The organism is Nocardioides sp. B129/18, assembly GCF_055282735.1.
Genome location: NZ_JBUZJI010000019.1, coordinates 62,778 through 79,452 on the forward strand (window position 1 = coordinate 62,778; position 16,675 = coordinate 79,452).

A 16,675-nucleotide genomic window follows, 5' to 3' on the forward strand; every position below is an offset into this window, starting at 1 on the left:
CTCAGCCCAGCAGCCGGGCGACGATCGCGTGCAGCAGGTCGTCGCCCCGCTCGGTGAGGATCGACTCGGCGTGGAACTGGATGCCGGTGTAGTGCGGGCCGCGCAGCGCGTGGACGTCGCCGGTGTCGGGGTCGACGTCGACCTCGACGCCCTCGGGCAGCCCGGCCTCGCCGACCCGGCCCACGAAGGTGTTGTAGAAGCCGACCCGCTCGCGGCGGCCGTCGATGCGCAGCGTCGCCTGGGTGCCCTGGAAGACGATGTCCTTGTAGTGCAGGCCCAGTCCGAGCCGGTGGCACAGCGCCTGGTGGCCCAGGCACACCGCGAGGAACGGGCGCTCGTGGGCCAGCAGCCAGTCGACGGCGGCGCGCAGGCGCGCCATCTTCGGGTCGGCGTCGTCGCGGGGGTCGCCGGGGCCGGGGCCGACGATGACGAGGTCGTAGCCGTCGAGGACGCCGTCGACGTAGTCCTCGTGGCGGATCACCTCGCTGGTCATGCCGAGCACGCCGAGCACGTGGCGCAGCATGTTCACGAAGTCGTCCTCGCCGTCGAGGATGACCACCCGCTTGCCGTCGAGCAGCGGGTCGGGGTCCTCGCCGGCCTGGTCGGTGAGCCAGAACGTCGAGAGGCGACGGTTGCGCGCGGCCAGCGCGACGAGCACGTCCTCGTCGGCGGCCAGCTCGGCGACGTCGGCGGCCGGCACGCTCGGACGCGACACCAGCCCGAAGGCGCTGAGGATGCCGCCGGCCTTGGCGTGGGTCTCGGCGACCTCGTAGGCGGCGTCGGAGTCGCGCACGAGCGTGGCGCCGGCGGTGACCGTCAGGCGGCCGTCGAGCCCGACGTCGGCGGAGCGGATGACGATGGGGGAGTCGACGACGGCGCCGCCCTCGGCGTCGCGGCCCAGCACCGCGAGCGCGGCGCCGTAGTAGCCGCGGCCCTCGGACTCGTAGGCCTTGATGAGCCGGCAGGCGTTCTCGACCGGCGAGCCGGTGACGGTGGCGGCGAACATCGTGTCGCGCAGCACCTCCCGCGGGTCGCGCTCGGTGCGGCCGGCCAGGAGGTACTCGGTGTGCATGAGGTGGGTCATCGGCTTGAGGAACGGGCCGAGCACCTGGCCGCCCTCGGAGCAGATGTCGCACATCATCTTCAGCTCCTCGTCGACGACCATGAAGAGCTCGTAGACCTCCTTCTCGTCGGCCAGGAAGTCCAGGAGCCGGGCCTTCACCGCGGCGGCGTCGACGCCGTCCTCGCGCGGGATGCGGAAGGTGCCCGAGATCGGGTTCATCCGCACGTCTCCCTCGTGGATGGAGACGTGCCGCTCGGGGCTGGCGCCGATGAGGAAGCGGTCGCCGGTGAAGAAGACGTAGGTCCAGTAGGCGCCGTGCTCGCGCTCGAGGAGGTTGCGGAAGACCGTCAGCGCCGTCTCGACGCCCCAGTCGGCCACCTGTGCGCGGTAGCGGCGGCCGACGACCAGGTTGGCGCCCTCGCCCTGCCCGATCTCCTCGCGGATGATCTTCTCGACGACCTGCTCGTACTCGGCGTCGCTGGTCTCGAAGCCGCCGCGGTCGACGAACTCCACCGGCACCGGCTCGATCGCCGCGATCATCTCCGCCACCGAGCACTCCAGCTCGACGGCGACGTCGACGACCACCAGCGGGGTGCCGTCGTCGTGGGCCTCGAACCCGCGCTCGGCGACCTGCCGGAACGGCACCGCCAGCAGCCGGTCGGCCACCCGGCCCGGCTCCGGCGCGCCCTCCTCCAGCGGCACGTCGAGCAGGCTGGCCACCTCGGAGCGGCTGCCGCCGATCAGGCCGACGGTGTCGCGGTCGCCCGCCCGCGTCGAGCGTCGGATGATCGCCCACGCCTCGTGACCCCGGATCGCCTCGATTCCGTCGCGGGCTCGGGTCACTCCGTCGGTCATGGGCGGCAGCCTAGTGGGGCGGGGGTCCTGAGAGCTTCGGCGGCCAGCCGCCGAACCTTGCGGTTGGCGTGCGAACCTTCGAACGCCAACCGTGCGTTTCAGCGGTCAGCCGCCGAAACGCACATTCCAGGCCGCGAGCTACCCCACCACGCTCAACAGCTGCGTGGCACGGGTGAGGACGACGTAGAGCGTGGCGCGGCCGGTGGCCGACTCGTCCTCGATCTCCTGCGGGCGCACGACGACGATGCCGTCGAACTCCAGGCCCTTGGTGTCCAGGCCGGTGAGGACGACGATGCGGTCCTCGCCCGAGGGCGTGCCCCCGGACGCGGCGGCGCGGGCGCCGGCGGCGTCGTCGGCGTGCTCGGGCCACGAGGCCAGCCAGCGGTTGGCCTCGGCGCGCCGGGCCACCGGGACGACGACGCCCACCGTGCCCTCGACCCGCTCGGCGAGGTCGGTGACGGCGGCGCGGACGGCGTCCTCCAGCGAGGGGGAGTCGGGCAGCTCGCGCGGCTCGACGCCGGTGGAGCGCACCGCGGTGGGGAGGTCGGCGTCGAGGCCCACGCGCTGCGCGTAGGCGGCGGCGTAGGCGTAGATCTCCGAGGAGTTGCGGTAGTTGGTGGAGAGGTGGAAGGCGTGGACGACCTTGCCCTCCAGCGCCTCGGCGCGGGCGGCCTCGGCCTCGGCGGGCACCGGCCACGACGACTGCGCGGGGTCGCCGACGATGGTCCAGGTGGCGGTGCGGCCGCGGCGTCCGACCATCCGCCACTGCATCGGCGTGAGGTCCTGCGCCTCGTCGATGAGGACGTGGGCGAACGGGTCGTCGTCGATGCGGTAGGTGGGCGGGGTCCAGCCGCGGCCGGAGGAGAACTCCCGGTCGGCGGCGGTCATGAGCTCGCTGACGTCGCGGCCGCCGTCGAGGAGGCCGGAGTCGTCGAGGGCGGTGTCGTCCTCGGTGCGGGCGGGGACGTCGCCGAGGGCGTAGCGCAGCTCGTCGAGCAGCGGGACGTCGTCGATGCTCAGCCCGCCGCCCTGCTCCCACGACTTCGCCAGCAGCAGCTGGTCCTCGGCGCTCAGGACGCCATCGGCGACGCGGGCCAGCAGGTCGGGGTCGCGCAGCCAGCCGAGCACCTCGGCGGCGTCGAGCGCGGGCCACCAGGCGGCGGCGAACTCGAGGAACCGCTCGTCGGAGCGCAGGTCGTCCTCGAAGGCCTCGCGGCCCCGCTCGCGCCCGCGCTCGCTGCGCACCTGGCGCCACAGCTGGTCGAGCAGGGCGCCGGGGACGCGGGGCAGCTGGCGGTTGCGGCGACCCTGCGACATCAGGCTGCGCCGCACGCGGCCGAGGGTGCCGCGGTCCAGGCGCAGGACGTCGTCGCGGTAGAAGACGCGGAACTCGGTGGGGCTGCCGGGGGCCTGCTGACGCGCGACGCGGCGCATCAGCTCGGCCATCCGCGCCGAGCCCTTGACGTCGGCCACGGCGGGCTCGTCGCGGCGGGTGGCGCGCACGCCGTCGACGACCTCGCCGAGGGAGCGCAGCGCGACGGCGGTCTCGCCGAGGGAGGGCAGGACGCGCTCGATGTAGCGCATGAAGACGCCGCTGGGGCCGACGACGAGCACGCCGCCGGACTCGTAGCGGCGCCGGTCGCTGTAGAGCAGGAACGCGACGCGGTGCAGCGCGACGACGGTCTTGCCGGTGCCGGGGCCGCCGGAGATCGCGACGACGCCCTTGGCGGGGGCGCGGATCGCCCTGTCCTGCTCGGCCTGGATGGTCGCGACGATGGAGTGCATGGTGCGGTCGCGGGCGCGGGAGAGCTGGGCCATGAGGGCGCCCTCGCCGACGACCGGGAGGTCGAGCCCGGACTCCTCGAGCGCCTCGGCGTCGAGCAGCTCGTCCTCGACTCCGAGCACGGTGCGGCCCTTGCTGCGCAGCACGCGCCGACGCAGCACGCCGTGCGGCTCGGCGGCGGTGGCCTGGTAGAAGACGGCGGCCGCGGGGGCGCGCCAGTCGATGAGCAGGGAGTCGCGCTCGTCGTCGCGCAGGCCGATGCGGCCGATGTAGCGCGGCTCGTCGTCGAGCTCGGGGCGCAGGTCGAGACGGCCGAACACGAGCCCCTCGTGGGCGGCGTCGAGCTGGGCGATGCGCTTGGCGGCCTGGAAGACCATCGCGTCGCGCTCGACGAGCCCGCCCTCGTGGCCGAGGCGTCCGCGCTCGTGCCCCTCGCGGGCCAGCTGCTGGGCCTGCTGCGCGGAGCTGGTGAGCTGCGCGTGCACGCGGTCGACGAACTCCTGCTCCCGGGCGATCTCCTGCCCCGCGAGGTCCTCGGTCATGCTCTGCCCTTCTCGTCCCGATCCACGCGCGCCGCCGTCCCGGGAGGGGCGGTGGCGCGAGTCGAGAAGCCTACGCCCCGGCGGGGACGGGATCTGAGTCGGCGCGGTGGATGGACGGGCGAGCGCTCAGCGTCCCCGCGAGAGGAACGCCGTCATCGCCGCCTTCGCCTCCTCGGAGGCGAACAGCCGGGCCGAGAGCGCGGCGAGCTCGGGGCCGCGCTCGTCGATGCGCTCGACGAGGTCGCGCACCAGCAGCGCCTTGGTCTCGCGCAGTCCCTGGAGGGCGCCGGTGGCCAGCGACGCGCTCACCGCCTCGACGCGGGCGTCGAGCTCCTCGGCGGGGACGGCCTCGGTGACCAGGCCCATCGAGACGGCCTCGGCGGCGGTGAAGGACTCGCCGCCGAGCGCGGTCAGCGCCGCAGCTCGGGAGGTCATGCGCGGCAGCACGGTGAGCGAGATCGCCGCGGGCGCCAGGCCGAGCTTGACCTCGGTGAGCGCGAAGGTGGCACCGTCGGCCGCGATCGCGACGTCGGACGCCGCGACGATGCCCGTGCCGCCGGCGCGCACCGCGCCCTGCAGCCGGGTGACGACGGGCTTGCCGAGGGTCAGGATCAGCCGCTGGAGATCGACGATGCGCTGGGCGCCCTCCTCCATCGAGCCGGTGCCGGCCTCGCTGAGGTCGGCGCCGGAGCAGAAGACCGTGCCGGTCGCGGCGATGACGACGACCCGCACGGCGTCGTCGGCCGCGGCGGTCTCCAGAGAGGCGAACAGCCCGGCGACCAGCCGCCGCGAGAGCGCGTTGCGGTTGTGCGGGGAGTCGAGGGTGATCGTGGCGACGGCGTCGTCGACCTCGTAGCGGACCAGGTCGGGCTCGGCCGGCGCGGGTGTGACGGTGCTCTCGCTCATGCCGTCATCCTGCCGTGGACGACCTCACCCCGTGGGTGCCGGTCCGACCGGCGGGCCCCTCGTCCCATCCGCGGAGGGGGTCGGTGGCGAACAAGGGGCATGAAGTCCCGTACTCCGCTGCCCGCCTGGGGACTGTTCGGCATCCTCGCGACGCTCGTCGGCATGGCCGCCGGCCACCTCGTCGCCAGCCTGCTCGTCCCGTCGTCCTCCCCCGTGCTCGCCGTCGGCTCGACCGTCATCGACGCGACCCCGACGCCCATGAAGGAGTGGGCGATCCGGCAGTTCGGCTCCAACGACAAGACCGTGCTGATCGGCTCGGTGATGATCGTCGTCCTCCTGATCTCGACGATCGCCGGCTTCCTCGCCCGACGTCGCCCGGTGGCCGGGTCGGTCTTCCTCGTCGTGCTCGTCGCGGTCGCGGCGACCGCGGCCCTGACGCGGCCGACCTCGGGCTTCGAGGATCTCGTCCCCAGCCTGGTGGCGGCGGTCGCCGGCGTCGGCGCGCTCCTGCTGCTCGCGCGGGCCGGTCACGGCCAGCGTCTCCTGCCGCGCGCCCCGCAGGCCAAGCCGGCCACGCCGCCGGAGGTGGCGCAGGGTCTGCGCGAGCCCGACCCCGTGCCCAGCAACGAGCCCAGCGGCCCGACGCGCCGCGTCGTGCTCATCACCACCGGCGTCCTCGCCGTGCTGGCCGGGGCGATGGGCGGGGTGGGCCGCTACATCAACGGCTACCGCTCGCGTCCGGAGGACATCGCCCTGCCGCAGCCGGCGAGCCCGGCGCCGAAGCCGCTGCCGGCGGGCCTGGACAACCAGGTGCCCGGCATCACCAAGCTGCGCACGTCGAACAAGGACTTCTACCGCGTCGACACCCGCCTCGACACCCCCGTGCTCTCGGCCGGCGACTGGACTCTCACCATCGACGGCGACGTCGAGAACGAGCTGCAGTTCACCTTCGACGACCTGCTCAACATGGAGCTCATCGAGCGCGACATCACGATGACCTGCGTCTCCAACAGCGTCGGCGGGCCCTACGTCGGCTCGGCCCGCTGGCTCGGCGTGCGCCTCACCGACCTGCTCGATCGGGCCAAGGTCGGCTCGAAGGCCGACCAGATCCTCTCCACGGACTTCGACGGCATGAAGATCAGCACGCCGCTCGACCTGGCCACCGACGGTCGTGACGCGATGATCGCCGTCGGCATGAACGGCACCGCACTGCCGCGCGAGCACGGCTTCCCGGCGCGGATGATCGTGCCCGGTCTCTACGGGTTCATCTCGGGCACCAAGTGGGTCGAGCGGCTCACGCTGACGACCTACGCGAAGGACAAGGCGTACTGGACCGACCGCAAGTGGGCCACCGACGCCCCCATCAAGATGTCGACCCGCATCGACCTGCCGCGCGCACTCGCACAGGTGGACCCCGGCGAGCAGATCGTCGGCGGCGTCGCCTGGGCACAGCAGGCCGGCGGCATCGAGAAGGTGCAGGTGCGCATCGACGGCGGTCCGTGGGAGGACGCCACGATGGGCCCGGACGTCAACAGCGACTACTGGCGCCAGTGGTTCTACAAGTGGAACGCCACCTCGGGGCAGCACTCCGTGTCCGCCCGCTGCATCAGCGGACGCGGCGAGACGCAGTCGGCCGTGCAGATGCTGCCGTTCCCCGAGGGCTCCAGCGGCATCCAGAACATCCTGGTCAACGTCTCCTGAGCCACGACCCCAGCACGACCCCAGCACGACCCCAGCACGACCCCAGCACGGCCGCGCGGCCCGCTCCCCACTCCGGGAGCGGGCCGTTCGGCGTCCTGGAGGTCGGAGAGAGCCACCGATGTGACGCGCGTCTCAGAAATTCCCGCCATCGGGCCAATCCGTCCCCGCCGCAGCAGCGAACACCAGATGTCAGTTCGCGGGATCACACCCGACAAAGCCACACGGAAGGCAAGCCCCCATGAAGAGCACCACCCTCCGCCGTACCGGCGCCGCCGCCGCTGCGATCGCCGCCCTCTCGCTGTCCCTCGCCGCCTGCGGTGACGACAACAACGACAGCACCGCCGCCGACTCGCCGGCCGCCTCCGCCTCGGAGTCCTCCAGCTCCGACGCCGGCGCCCAGGTCTTCGGCCCGGCCTGCTCGGCCGTCCCGACCTCCGGCAAGGGCTCGTTCGACGGCATGGTCAACGACCCGGTCGCGACCGCCGCCAGCAACAACCCGCTGCTCAAGACGCTGGTCAAGGCCGTCGGCGTCGCCGGCCTCGGCGACACCCTCAACGGCCTCGAGGCCGCGACCGTGTTCGCTCCCACCGACGACGCGTTCGCCGCCCTGCCGGCCGCGACGCTGAACTCCGTCCTCAAGGACAAGGCGCTCCTCACCAAGATCCTCACGCACCACGTGCTGCCCGAGAACCTGAACCCCGATGACGTCATCGGCACCCAGAAGACCGTCAACGGTGACGAGCTCACCGTCGCGGGCGACACCTCGGCCGGCATCACGGTCAAGGACTCCAAGGTCACCGCCAAGGTGCTGTGCGGCAACATCCCCACCAAGAACGCCACGGTCTACGTCATCGACTCGGTGCTCGTCGGCGCCAAGTGACGTTTGCCTGATCAAGGCAGACATCAGAGGATCTGGCACATGACCGAACCTCGGCAGTCCGTGGCCGGCGTCCCCTCGGGGACGCCGGCCACGGCGCCCGCCGACACCCACGCCGAGCTCTCCGAGCTCCTGAGGGCCGCCGCCAAGGGCGACCAGCAGGCGTTCGGTGCGCTCTACGACGCGGTGTCCTCGCGGGTGTACGGCCTGGCCGTGCGCGTGGTGAGGGATCCCGCCCAGGCCGAGGAGGTCTCGCAGGAGGCCTTCCTCGAGATCTGGCGGATGGCGGGACGCTTCGACCCCGAGCGGGGGAGCCCGCTCGCCTGGATGCTGACGATCGTCCACCGCAAGGCGGTCGACCGCGTGCGGTCCGCCGAGGCGGCCACCCGACGCGACACCAGCTACCACCAGCACAACCAGCCCGTGGCGCACGACGCCACGGCGGAGGCCGCCCACGCGAGCCTCGAGGCGCGCCGCGTGCGCGCCGCCCTGAACACCCTGACCGCCGTCCAGCGCGAGGCGCTCGAGCTGGCGTACTTCGGGGGATACACGCACACGGAGGTGGCGAGCCTGCTCGACCTCCCCGTGGGCACCGCCAAGACCCGCATCCGCGATGGCCTCATCCGGTTGCGCGACACGATGGGAGTAGGAGGCTCATGAGCGACATCCACGCTCTCTCGGGCGCCTACGCCGTGGACGCCCTCGACGACCTCGAGCGCGCCGGCTTCGAGCGACACCTGGCCATCTGCGACTCCTGCCGCGAGGAGGTCGCCTCCCTGGAGGAGGCCGCCAGCCTCATGGTCGACGCCGCTCCCCCCGTCAGCGTCCCCGAGGCGCTCCGCGAGCGGGTGATGGCCGAGATCGCCACCTTTCGGCCCCTTCCGCCGCTGGTGGACCACGCGGCGCACGTCGCCGCGGAGCGCACCGTCGTGGTCCGCCTCCGGCGCCGCCGCGTCCCTGCGTTCGCTGCCGCCGCTGCGGTGATCGCGGCGCTCGGCCTGGGCGCCACCGTCGTCCAGCAGCCCTGGAGCGCGGACAAGCAGACCGTCAGCGAGGCCTCGGGCATCAAGCGCGTGCTCGACGCCCCCGACGCCCGGACCACCACGTTCACGATGCCGTCGGGAGCCAAGGCCACCGTCACCGTCTCGCGCCAGCTCAAGCAGGCCGTCCTGCGGGCCGAGGGCCTGGACGCCCCGCCCGCCGGCATGGTCTACGAGCTCTGGCTCCAGCACGACGACCGCATGATCGCCGCAGGCTTCCTGCCCTCGGGCAACGACCCCGTCCTCCTCGCGGGCGACGCCGCCGCGGCCAGCGCCATCGGCATCACCACCGAGCCCGAAGGCGGCTCCCCGGAGCCGAACGGGGACTCCGCGCTGATCCTCGACCTCTCCAAGGTCTGAGCCCGTGACGACCGCCCCCACCGGACGTCGCGTCGCGGTGGTCGGCTCCGGCGTGGCCGGGCTGACCGCCGCCTACGTGGCCTCGCGCACCGCCCACGTCACGCTGTACGAGGCCGATGACCGCCTCGGCGGGCACGCCGACACCCATCGCGTCACCGACCCCCACGGCACCGAGCTCGGCATCGACACCGGGTTCATCGTCCACAACCGACGCACGTACCCGACCCTGCTGCGGCTCTTCCGCGAGCTCGGGGTGGCCACGCAGCAGTCGGAGATGTCGATGTCGATCCGCGACGACGGCACCGGCCTGGAGTGGGCCGGCGCCCTCGGCCGCGCCGGCGTCCTGCCCACCCGCGCCCACCTGCGCGACCGGCAGTACCTCCGGATGCTCACCGAGATCCCGCGCTTCCACCGCCGCGCCAAGGCGCTGCTGGCCCAGCCCGGCGACGACGTCACGCTCGCCGACTTCCTCGACCAGCACCGGTTCACCCCGTACTTCCGGCGCCACTTCATGGAGCCGATGGTGGCCGCGGTCTGGTCCTGCGACCCCGCGGTGGCGCTCGACTACCCCGCGCGCTACCTCTTCTCCTTCCTCCAGCACCACGGCATGCTCGCCGTGTTCGGCTCCCCGACGTGGCGCACCGTCAGCGGCGGCTCGCACTCCTACGTCTCGAAGGTCGCCGCCCAGCTGCACGAGATCCGCACCGGCGCGAAGGTCACCTCGGTGCTCGAGACCGCCGACGCCGTCGAGATCACCGACGGCAACGGCTCGACCGAGCGCTTCGACGCCGTCGTCATCGCCACCCACCCCGGTCAGGCGCTGGCGATGCTCGCCGAGCCGACCCCGCTGCACCACGAGCTGCTCGGCGCGATGCCCTACTCGCCGAACACCGCGCTGCTGCACACCGACACCTCGCTGCTGCCGCAGAACCGCAGCACGTGGGCGTCGTGGAACTTCCGCCGCGTCGAGGGCGAGCGGGGCCAGGTCACCGTCACCTACGACCTCACCCGCCTGCAGCGGCTCGACACCGACGTCCACTACCTCGTGACGCTCGGCGGCGAGGACCTCGTCGACCCCGCCCTGGTCATCGACCGCATGGAGTACGAGCACCCGCTCTACAACCCGACGTCGGTGGCCGCGCAGGCGCGGCTCCCCGAGCTCGACACCGACCGCGTGGCGTTCGCCGGCGCCTACCACGGCTGGGGCTTCCACGAGGACGGCGCCCGCTCGGGTCTGGCCGCCGCCACGCGCCTGGGCCTGGACTGGCCCGAGCCTTCGGCCGCCGTCGAGGCCCCGGCGCCTGCCGAGGTCACCGGCGTCTACGAGACCACCATCAGCCACACGCGTCGCAGGCCCTGGAAGCGCACCTTCGAGCACGCGTCCCACACCTGGGTCGTCGACCTGGACGACCTGCCCGACCACCGCCCGCTCGGGTTCGTGCGCGGCACGTTCGAGGCGCGCGACCACCTCGGGAGCCCCGACCGCACGATCCGCGCCAACGTCGAGGCCTTCCTCGCCGCGCACGGCATCACCGCCGACGGCCTGATCCTGATGTGCGCCCAGCCGCGGGCGTTCGGCTACTGCTTCAACCCGATCAGCGTGTTCTGGTGCCACGACGCCGCCGGCCGCAAGGTCGCCACCGTCGTCGAGGTGCACAACACCTACGGCGACCGGCACGCCTATCTCGTCCAGCCCGACGCCCAGGGGCGCGCGCACACCGAGAAGGCGATGTACGTCTCGCCCTTCCATGGCACCGACGGCTCCTACGAGCTCCTCGCGCCCACCCCGGCCGACGACCGCCTCGACGTCGCTGTCACCCTGAGCACCGACGACGGCGCGCGCTTCAGCGCGTCGATGCGCGGACGCCGCGTCCGATCGGCCCCGCCGGTCCGCCGGGCCGCGCTGGCCGCGCTGCGCGGATCGCTGCTGATCCGAGCCCACGGCATCGTGCTGTGGCTGCGCCGGCTGCCCGTGCAGCCTCGTCCCGTCCACTCCCAGGAGCACGTCCAGACCCCGGACCTCGCTCCCGATTCCGCCCAGGAGAGCCGATGACCACCTCCCCCGACCGCGAGGTGATCGCGGCAGCCCGTCCCGAGGCCATGCGCTGGGCCGGCCTCGACGTCGTCCCGTCGGGCCCCAAGGGCCGCATCGGCGGTCGCATCGCCCGTCGCCTGTTCCTCGGCGCGATCTCCCGCCTCGACGTCACGGTCGAGATGGAGGGCCGCACCTACGGCAAGGGCGGTCCGGTGATGGTCGTCCACCGTCCCGACGAGCTCTTCGCGCGGCTCGGACGCGACCAGCTGATCGGCTTCGGCGAGGCCTACCTCACCGGCGCCTGGGACACCCCGACGCCCTCGGGCCTCGGCGACTTCCTCACCGTGCTCTCCGCCGAGATCGCCGACCTCGTCCCGAAGAGCCTCCAGCGGATGCGCGCGCTGGTGGTCAAGCGCCAGCCCAAGCGCCAGGTCAGCAGCAAGAAGAACTCGCAGCAGAACATCAGCCACCACTACGACCTCTCCAACGAGCTCTTCTCGCTCTTCCTCGACCCCACCATGAGCTACTCCTCGGCCCTCTTCGACGGCGTCCCCTCGCCGCACGACGCCGACGAGACGCTGGAGTCGGCCCAGGCCCGCAAGATCGAGCGACTCCTCGACGCCGCCGGCGTCGTCGAGGGCAGCCGGGTGCTCGAGATCGGCTCGGGCTGGGGCGAGCTCGCGCTGCGCGCGGCCCGCCGCGGCGCCCACGTCCTCACGATCACCCTGTCGGTGGAGCAGCAGGCCCTGGCCCGTCAGCGCATCGAGGAGGCTGGCCTCTCCCACCTCGTCGACGTCGAGCTGTGCGACTACCGCGACGTGCAGGGCACCTTCGACGCCATCGTCTCGGTGGAGATGATCGAGGCCGTCGGCTTCGACTTCTGGGACACCTACTTCGAGACCCTCGACCGCGTCCTCGCCCCCGGCGGCAAGGTCGGCATCCAGGCGATCACGATGCCCCACGACCGGATGCTCGCCACGCGCAACACCTGGACCTGGATCCACAAGTACATCTTCCCCGGCGGCTTCCTGCCCTCGGTGGAGGTGATCGACGAGATCACCCGGGCCAAGACCACCCTGCGCCTCGCCGACCGCCTGTCCTTCGGCGCGCACTACGCCGAGACGCTGCGACGCTGGGACACCGCGTTCCTCGACCACACCGCGGAGGTCCTCGAGCTCGGCTTCGACGAGACCTTCATCCGGATGTGGCACTTCTACCTGGAGTACTCCCGGGCGGGCTTCGCCTCGGGCTACATCGACGTCAACCAGATCGTGCTGACCCGGGAGGGCTCGTGACCGCCATCGACCACACCTCGGAGCGCCTCGTCGCGCCCGCCCTCGCCGAGGCGCTGCGGCCCTTCGTCGGGGGCGACCTCCCGGTGCGCCTCAAGGCCTGGGACGGCTCGGTCGCCGGCCCGCTGGAGGCCCCGCTCGTCGAGCTGCGCAGCCCCGACGCCCTGCGTCGTCTGCTCTGGCACCCCGGCGAGCTCGGCGCCGCGCAGGCCTACGTCACCGGCGAGCTCGACGTGCCCGGCGACCTCGACCAGGCCCTCACCTACGCCTTCGCGGTCGCCAAGGAGCGCGGCCTGTCCGGCAAGCGCCCCTCGCCCTCGGCGATGATCACGGCGGTGCGCACCGCCCTCGACCTCGGCGAGGGCCGGCTCGGCCTGCTGGGTCGCCCGCCGGCACCCCCGGCGTCGCAGGCCCGCATCCGCGGCCGCCTGCACTCCAAGCTGCGCGACATCCGCTCGATCAGCCACCACTACGACCTCTCCAACGAGTTCTACTCGCTGATCCTCGACCCCTCGATGGCCTACTCCTGCGGCTACCACTCCAGCCCGGAGCAGCCGCTGGAGGAGGCGCAGTTCGCGAAGCTCTCGATGATCTGCCGCAAGCTCGGCCTGCAGCCCGGCATGCGCCTGCTCGACGTCGGCTGCGGCTGGGGCTCGCTCTCGCTGCACGCCGCCGAGCACTTCGGCGCGCAGGTCACCGGCGTCACGATCGCCGCGGAGCAGAAGAAGTTCATCGACGCCCGCATCGCCGAGCGCGGCCTGCAGGACCGCGTCACCATCAAGCTGCTCGACTACCGCGACGCCGTCCCGGCGCCCGGCGAGGAGTACGACGCGGTGTCGTCGATCGAGATGGGCGAGCACGTCGGCCAGGGCAACTACCCCACCTACGCGAAGGTCCTCCACGACTCGGTGCGCCCCGGGGGGCGCGTGCTGGTGCAGCAGATGTCGCGCACCGGCAAGTGGCCCGGCGGCGGTCCGTTCATCGAGTCCTTCATCGCTCCCGACATGTACATGCGCCCCGTGGGCGAGACCGTCGGGTTCCTGGAGAAGGGCGGCCTCGAGGTCCGCGACGTCCACGCCCTGCGCGAGCACTACGTGCTGACCGTCCAGGGCTGGATCGAGCGCTTCGAGTCAAACCTGGAGCGGCTCACCGAGCTCGTCGGCGAGGAGGTCGTCCGGGTGTGGCGGCTCTACCTCGTCGGTGGTGGCATGGCCTTCCGCGACGGCCGCATGGGCGTCGACCAGATCCTGATGGTCCGTCCGGGCGGCGCCCACACGCTTCCGGCGATCCGCGACTTCTGACGAGCACGACCGAGCGAAGGACGACGACGTGATCACCGACCTGCTCCTCGTCTCGGCGGCAGCGCTCCTGGCGGCCGCCGCGGTGATGACGTTGGCGGCCCTGCGGGCCCGGCAGCTGGGGCGGGTCGCGGTGGTCGACGTCGCATGGGGATTGGGCTTCGTCGTGGTGGCCGCCGTCTCGGCGGCAGTGGGTACTGCGACGGAGGGTGACGGGCCCCGGCGGTGGCTGGTGCTGGTGATGGTCGGTGCGTGGGGCCTGCGCCTCGCCTGGCACATCCGCCGCCGGGCGCTCGGCGCCCATGAGGGCAAGGAGGATCCGCGCTACGAGCAGCTCCTCGGGGGGCCGCTGCGCGAGGTCGGCATGGGCGTCGCCGTCCGCAAGGTCTTCCTGGTGCAGGGATTCGCCGTGTGGCTGATCTCCCTCCCGCTGCAGGTCGCCGCGGCCACCGACGTCGCGTCGTGGACCGTCGTCGTCCTCGGCGTGGCCGTCTACGTCGTCGGCCTGGTCTTCGAGGCCGTCGGCGACGCCCAGCTCGCCGCCTACAAGGCCGACCCCGACCGCGGCCCCGTCATGGATCGCGGCCTGTGGGCCTGGACCCGCCACCCCAACTACTTCGGCGACGCCTGCGTCTGGTGGGGGCTCTTCCTCGTCGGCGCGGCCGCGTCCGGCTGGTGGGGTCTCCTCGCGGTCGTCAGCCCCCTGGCGATGACCTACTTCCTGGCCTTCGCCACCGGCGCTCGGCTGCTCGAGCGCACCATGATGCAGCGGCCCGGCTACCCCGAGTACGCCGCCCGCACCTCGATGTTCGTGCCCCTCCCTCCGCGGCGGGGTCGGGTGCCGGCCGGCCGGTAGGTTCGGCGGCGTGAGCTCCTCCCCGGTCGACCCCGCCGGCTCCGGCGACCTCGCGCGCGAGATCGTCCGGCTCGCCAGCGCCGACAACTTCCGCGACGTCTCCGGCCCGGGCTACCGCGCGACCGACGGCGTCGTCCTGCGCCCCGGGGTCCTGTTCCGCTCCAACGAGCTGCTCCTGGCCGACGTCGACGCCTCCCGCCTGGCCGCGCTCGGGGTCACCGACCTCCTCGACCTGCGCGAGCAGGTCGAGGTCGACTCCCACCCCGACGCCGTCGTCGAGGGCGCCACCTGGCGACACCTGCCCGTGGGCGGCATCCCGATGACCGACGTCGCCTCCCTGCCCGACCGCGAGGCCGCGCTCGCGACGATGCGCCGGGTCTACCGCGCGTTCGTCGAGGAGCCGGGCGTCCGCGCGGCCTACGCGCAGCTGTTCCGCCTGCTGGCCGCGGGCACCGGGCCTCAGGTGTTCCACTGCACCGCCGGCAAGGACCGCACCGGCTGGGCCGCCGCGGTGCTGCTGCGGTTGTGCGGCGTGCCGGAGGACGTCGTCGTCGCCGACTACCTGCGCACCAACGACGTCGAGGGCGCCCGCGGGCGCTACCTGCCGATGGTCGCCGAGCACCTGGGCGAGCGCCTGGTGCCGGTCTACGAGGCCGTCCTCGTCGCGGACGCCTCCTACCTCGCCGAGGCCGACGCCGCCGTGGCCGAGCACTACGGCTCGCTGGAGGCCTACGTGTCGGAAGGCCTGGCCCTCTCCGCCGACGAGGTCGCCGACCTCGTCGCGCGGCTGCGGTAGTCCTCGATCCGCGTGGGCTGCGTGGCGTCCGTCGCGTCGTCGAGCAGGGGCTCGCGGACGACGGGGAGGTCGTCGAAGGTGACCTCGACGTTCTCGAACCCCTTGTGACGCTGGGCCCGGGCGTAGCTGGTGTAGGCGCGGCGGTCGGCCTCGGTGAGCTGCACGTTGTCGGTGAACGGCGTCAGCAGCGCGCGCGGCCACAGGCGTCGCGCCAGGACGACGTTGAGCTCCATGCCCAGCACGCCCATGACGGCGGCGATGTAGATGATGCCGACCAGTCCGAGCACCAGGCCGAAGATGCCGGTCATCGTGTCGGTCTCGGCCAGCACGCGGGTGGCGTAGAGGGTGCCCAGCGACTGCAGCCCCTGCCACATCACGGCGACGGCGAGCGCGCCCGGCGCCGCGGAGCCGATGGTGTGGGCGCGAGCGGCCGCCATCCGGAACAGCACCGTCAGCACGCCCCACAGCAGGGCGACCGTGCCCAGGCGCACCAGCCAGCGCAGGCCGGAGTCGAGGCTGGGGCCGAACACCTCGGTGTCGGAGGCCAGCGCCGAGGCGATCGAGACGCCCAGCACCGCGACGCCGGCCGAGAGCAGCAGCGCCAGGCTCTTGAGGCGCAGCACGATCGGGTTCGGGCGATTGTTGCGCGGCACCGACCAGGCCACGTTCATGGCGTTCTGGATCGACTGGCCCAGCCCGAGCGAGCCGTAGAGGGCCGCGACGCCACCGGCGAGGATGGCGCCGAGCGAGCCCTGCAGCTCGTCGGGGCGGCCGAGCTTGTCGCCGATGATCGGGAACTGCGAGAGCGCGGAGTTCAGCACCTGCTGCTGCAGGTCGGGGTAGCCGTTGAGCACGACGCCGAGCACGGTCGAGGCCAGCAGCAGCAGCGGGAAGATCGCGATGAACGCGTAGTAGCTGATGATCGCGGCGAGGTAGGTGCCCTGGTCGTCGGTGAACTTGTAGACGACCGCGATGGGCAGGCCGAGCACCGGCACGCGGCGCTGCGTGCGGTCGGCTGCGTCGACGATGCGTCCCACAGTCCTCCACGGTAGCCCGCGACGGCGTCCGACGGCTCATCCTGCGGCGGCTTCCGGGCCTTTCCGGACCTTCTCGCTCGACATGGTGGACGAGGAGTTGCCTGCGTCACACGGCGGCCCGCAGGATGCCGTCATGAGCTCTCGGAACCCCCTGCGGCGCCTCGCCGCCGGCGGCGCGCTCGCAGCCGCCCTCCTCGTCTCCCTCGTCCCGGCCGCGCAGGCCGCGACCTACCG

13 protein-coding genes are annotated in these 16,675 nt (G+C 72.8%); 9 read left to right on the forward strand and 4 right to left on the reverse strand.

Annotation, left to right across the window (positions count from 1 at the left end; translation table 11 throughout):
* Position 1: 1 nt before the first annotated feature.
* From ACZDWJ_RS13885 to ACZDWJ_RS13895, 3 genes are all read right to left on the reverse strand, one after another.
* Entirely contained in the window at positions 2–1,918 is a 1,917-nt protein-coding gene (locus ACZDWJ_RS13885) for an anthranilate synthase family protein (protein WP_463521646.1), read from the reverse strand.
* A gap of 138 nt (positions 1,919–2,056) precedes the next feature.
* Entirely contained in the window at positions 2,057–4,243 is a 2,187-nt protein-coding gene (locus tag ACZDWJ_RS13890; RefSeq protein WP_463521648.1) for a HelD family protein, read from the reverse strand.
* Between the two features lie 126 nt (positions 4,244–4,369).
* Positions 4,370–5,149 carry an enoyl-CoA hydratase-related protein gene (locus ACZDWJ_RS13895; protein WP_463521650.1) on the reverse strand — a complete coding sequence of 260 codons (780 nt, stop codon included), beginning with the start codon at positions 5,147–5,149 and terminating at the stop codon, positions 4,370–4,372.
* A 99-nt stretch (positions 5,150–5,248) separates the two neighbouring features.
* Between ACZDWJ_RS13895 and ACZDWJ_RS13900 the strand changes: the two genes are divergently transcribed.
* The 9 genes from ACZDWJ_RS13900 (at position 5,249) to ACZDWJ_RS13940 (ending at position 15,404) form a co-directional block, all read left to right on the forward strand.
* The gene (locus tag ACZDWJ_RS13900; RefSeq protein ID WP_463521652.1) at positions 5,249–6,850 is read left to right on the forward strand and encodes a molybdopterin-dependent oxidoreductase; all 1,602 of its coding nucleotides are present in this window, start codon (positions 5,249–5,251) and stop codon (positions 6,848–6,850) included.
* Positions 6,851–7,088: 238 nt separating this feature from the next.
* Positions 7,089–7,730 (forward strand): fasciclin domain-containing protein, encoded by a 642-nt coding sequence (locus ACZDWJ_RS13905; protein WP_463521654.1) that lies wholly within the window; start codon positions 7,089–7,091, stop codon positions 7,728–7,730.
* Positions 7,731–7,769: 39 nt separating this feature from the next.
* Entirely contained in the window at positions 7,770–8,387 is a 618-nt protein-coding gene (gene sigK, locus ACZDWJ_RS13910; RefSeq protein ID WP_463521656.1) for an ECF RNA polymerase sigma factor SigK, read from the forward strand.
* The gene (locus tag ACZDWJ_RS13915) at positions 8,384–9,127 is read left to right on the forward strand and encodes an anti-sigma factor (RefSeq protein WP_463521658.1); all 744 of its coding nucleotides are present in this window, start codon (positions 8,384–8,386) and stop codon (positions 9,125–9,127) included. Before sigK ends, ACZDWJ_RS13915 begins: the two co-directional genes overlap by 4 nt.
* A 4-nt stretch (positions 9,128–9,131) precedes the next feature.
* Positions 9,132–11,180 carry a DUF1365 family protein gene (locus ACZDWJ_RS13920; protein ID WP_463521660.1) on the forward strand — a complete coding sequence of 683 codons (2,049 nt, stop codon included), beginning with the start codon at positions 9,132–9,134 and terminating at the stop codon, positions 11,178–11,180.
* Positions 11,177–12,457, forward strand: a complete 1,281-nt coding sequence (locus tag ACZDWJ_RS13925) for a class I SAM-dependent methyltransferase (RefSeq protein WP_463521662.1) — start codon at positions 11,177–11,179, stop codon at positions 12,455–12,457. The genes ACZDWJ_RS13920 and ACZDWJ_RS13925 overlap by 4 nt, the downstream gene beginning before the upstream one ends.
* Complete coding sequence (locus ACZDWJ_RS13930) at positions 12,454–13,755, forward strand: class I SAM-dependent methyltransferase (RefSeq protein ID WP_463521664.1); 1,302 nt, start codon at positions 12,454–12,456, stop codon at positions 13,753–13,755. The genes ACZDWJ_RS13925 and ACZDWJ_RS13930 overlap by 4 nt, the downstream gene beginning before the upstream one ends.
* A gap of 28 nt (positions 13,756–13,783) precedes the next feature.
* Positions 13,784–14,608 carry a DUF1295 domain-containing protein gene (locus ACZDWJ_RS13935; RefSeq protein WP_463521666.1) on the forward strand — a complete coding sequence of 275 codons (825 nt, stop codon included), beginning with the start codon at positions 13,784–13,786 and terminating at the stop codon, positions 14,606–14,608.
* Positions 14,609–14,618: 10 nt separating this feature from the next.
* Positions 14,619–15,404, forward strand: a complete 786-nt coding sequence (locus ACZDWJ_RS13940) for a tyrosine-protein phosphatase (RefSeq protein ID WP_463521668.1) — start codon at positions 14,619–14,621, stop codon at positions 15,402–15,404.
* Here ACZDWJ_RS13940 and ACZDWJ_RS13945 read toward each other — a convergent pair.
* A complete protein-coding gene (locus tag ACZDWJ_RS13945; protein ID WP_463521670.1) occupies positions 15,338–16,441 on the reverse strand; it encodes a YihY/virulence factor BrkB family protein in 1,104 nt (367 codons plus the stop codon). The two genes, ACZDWJ_RS13940 and ACZDWJ_RS13945, sit on opposite strands and share 67 nt — an antisense overlap.
* Positions 16,442–16,675: the final 234 nt, after the last annotated feature.

What these genes read in the sequence shown, in the direction of transcription:
- ACZDWJ_RS13885 (WP_463521646.1), bottom strand. Translation starts at nt 1,918, where the DNA reads ATGACCGACGGAGTGACCCGAGCCCGCGACGGAATCGAGGCGATCCGG.
- ACZDWJ_RS13890 (WP_463521648.1), bottom strand. Translation starts at nt 4,243, where the DNA reads ATGACCGAGGACCTCGCGGGGCAGGAGATCGCCCGGGAGCAGGAGTTC.
- ACZDWJ_RS13895 (WP_463521650.1), bottom strand. Translation starts at nt 5,149, where the DNA reads ATGAGCGAGAGCACCGTCACACCCGCGCCGGCCGAGCCCGACCTGGTC.
- ACZDWJ_RS13900 (WP_463521652.1), top strand. Translation starts at nt 5,249, where the DNA reads ATGAAGTCCCGTACTCCGCTGCCCGCCTGGGGACTGTTCGGCATCCTC.
- ACZDWJ_RS13905 (WP_463521654.1), top strand. Translation starts at nt 7,089, where the DNA reads ATGAAGAGCACCACCCTCCGCCGTACCGGCGCCGCCGCCGCTGCGATC.
- sigK (WP_463521656.1), top strand. Translation starts at nt 7,770, where the DNA reads ATGACCGAACCTCGGCAGTCCGTGGCCGGCGTCCCCTCGGGGACGCCG.
- ACZDWJ_RS13915 (WP_463521658.1), top strand. Translation starts at nt 8,384, where the DNA reads ATGAGCGACATCCACGCTCTCTCGGGCGCCTACGCCGTGGACGCCCTC.
- ACZDWJ_RS13925 (WP_463521662.1), top strand. Translation starts at nt 11,177, where the DNA reads ATGACCACCTCCCCCGACCGCGAGGTGATCGCGGCAGCCCGTCCCGAG.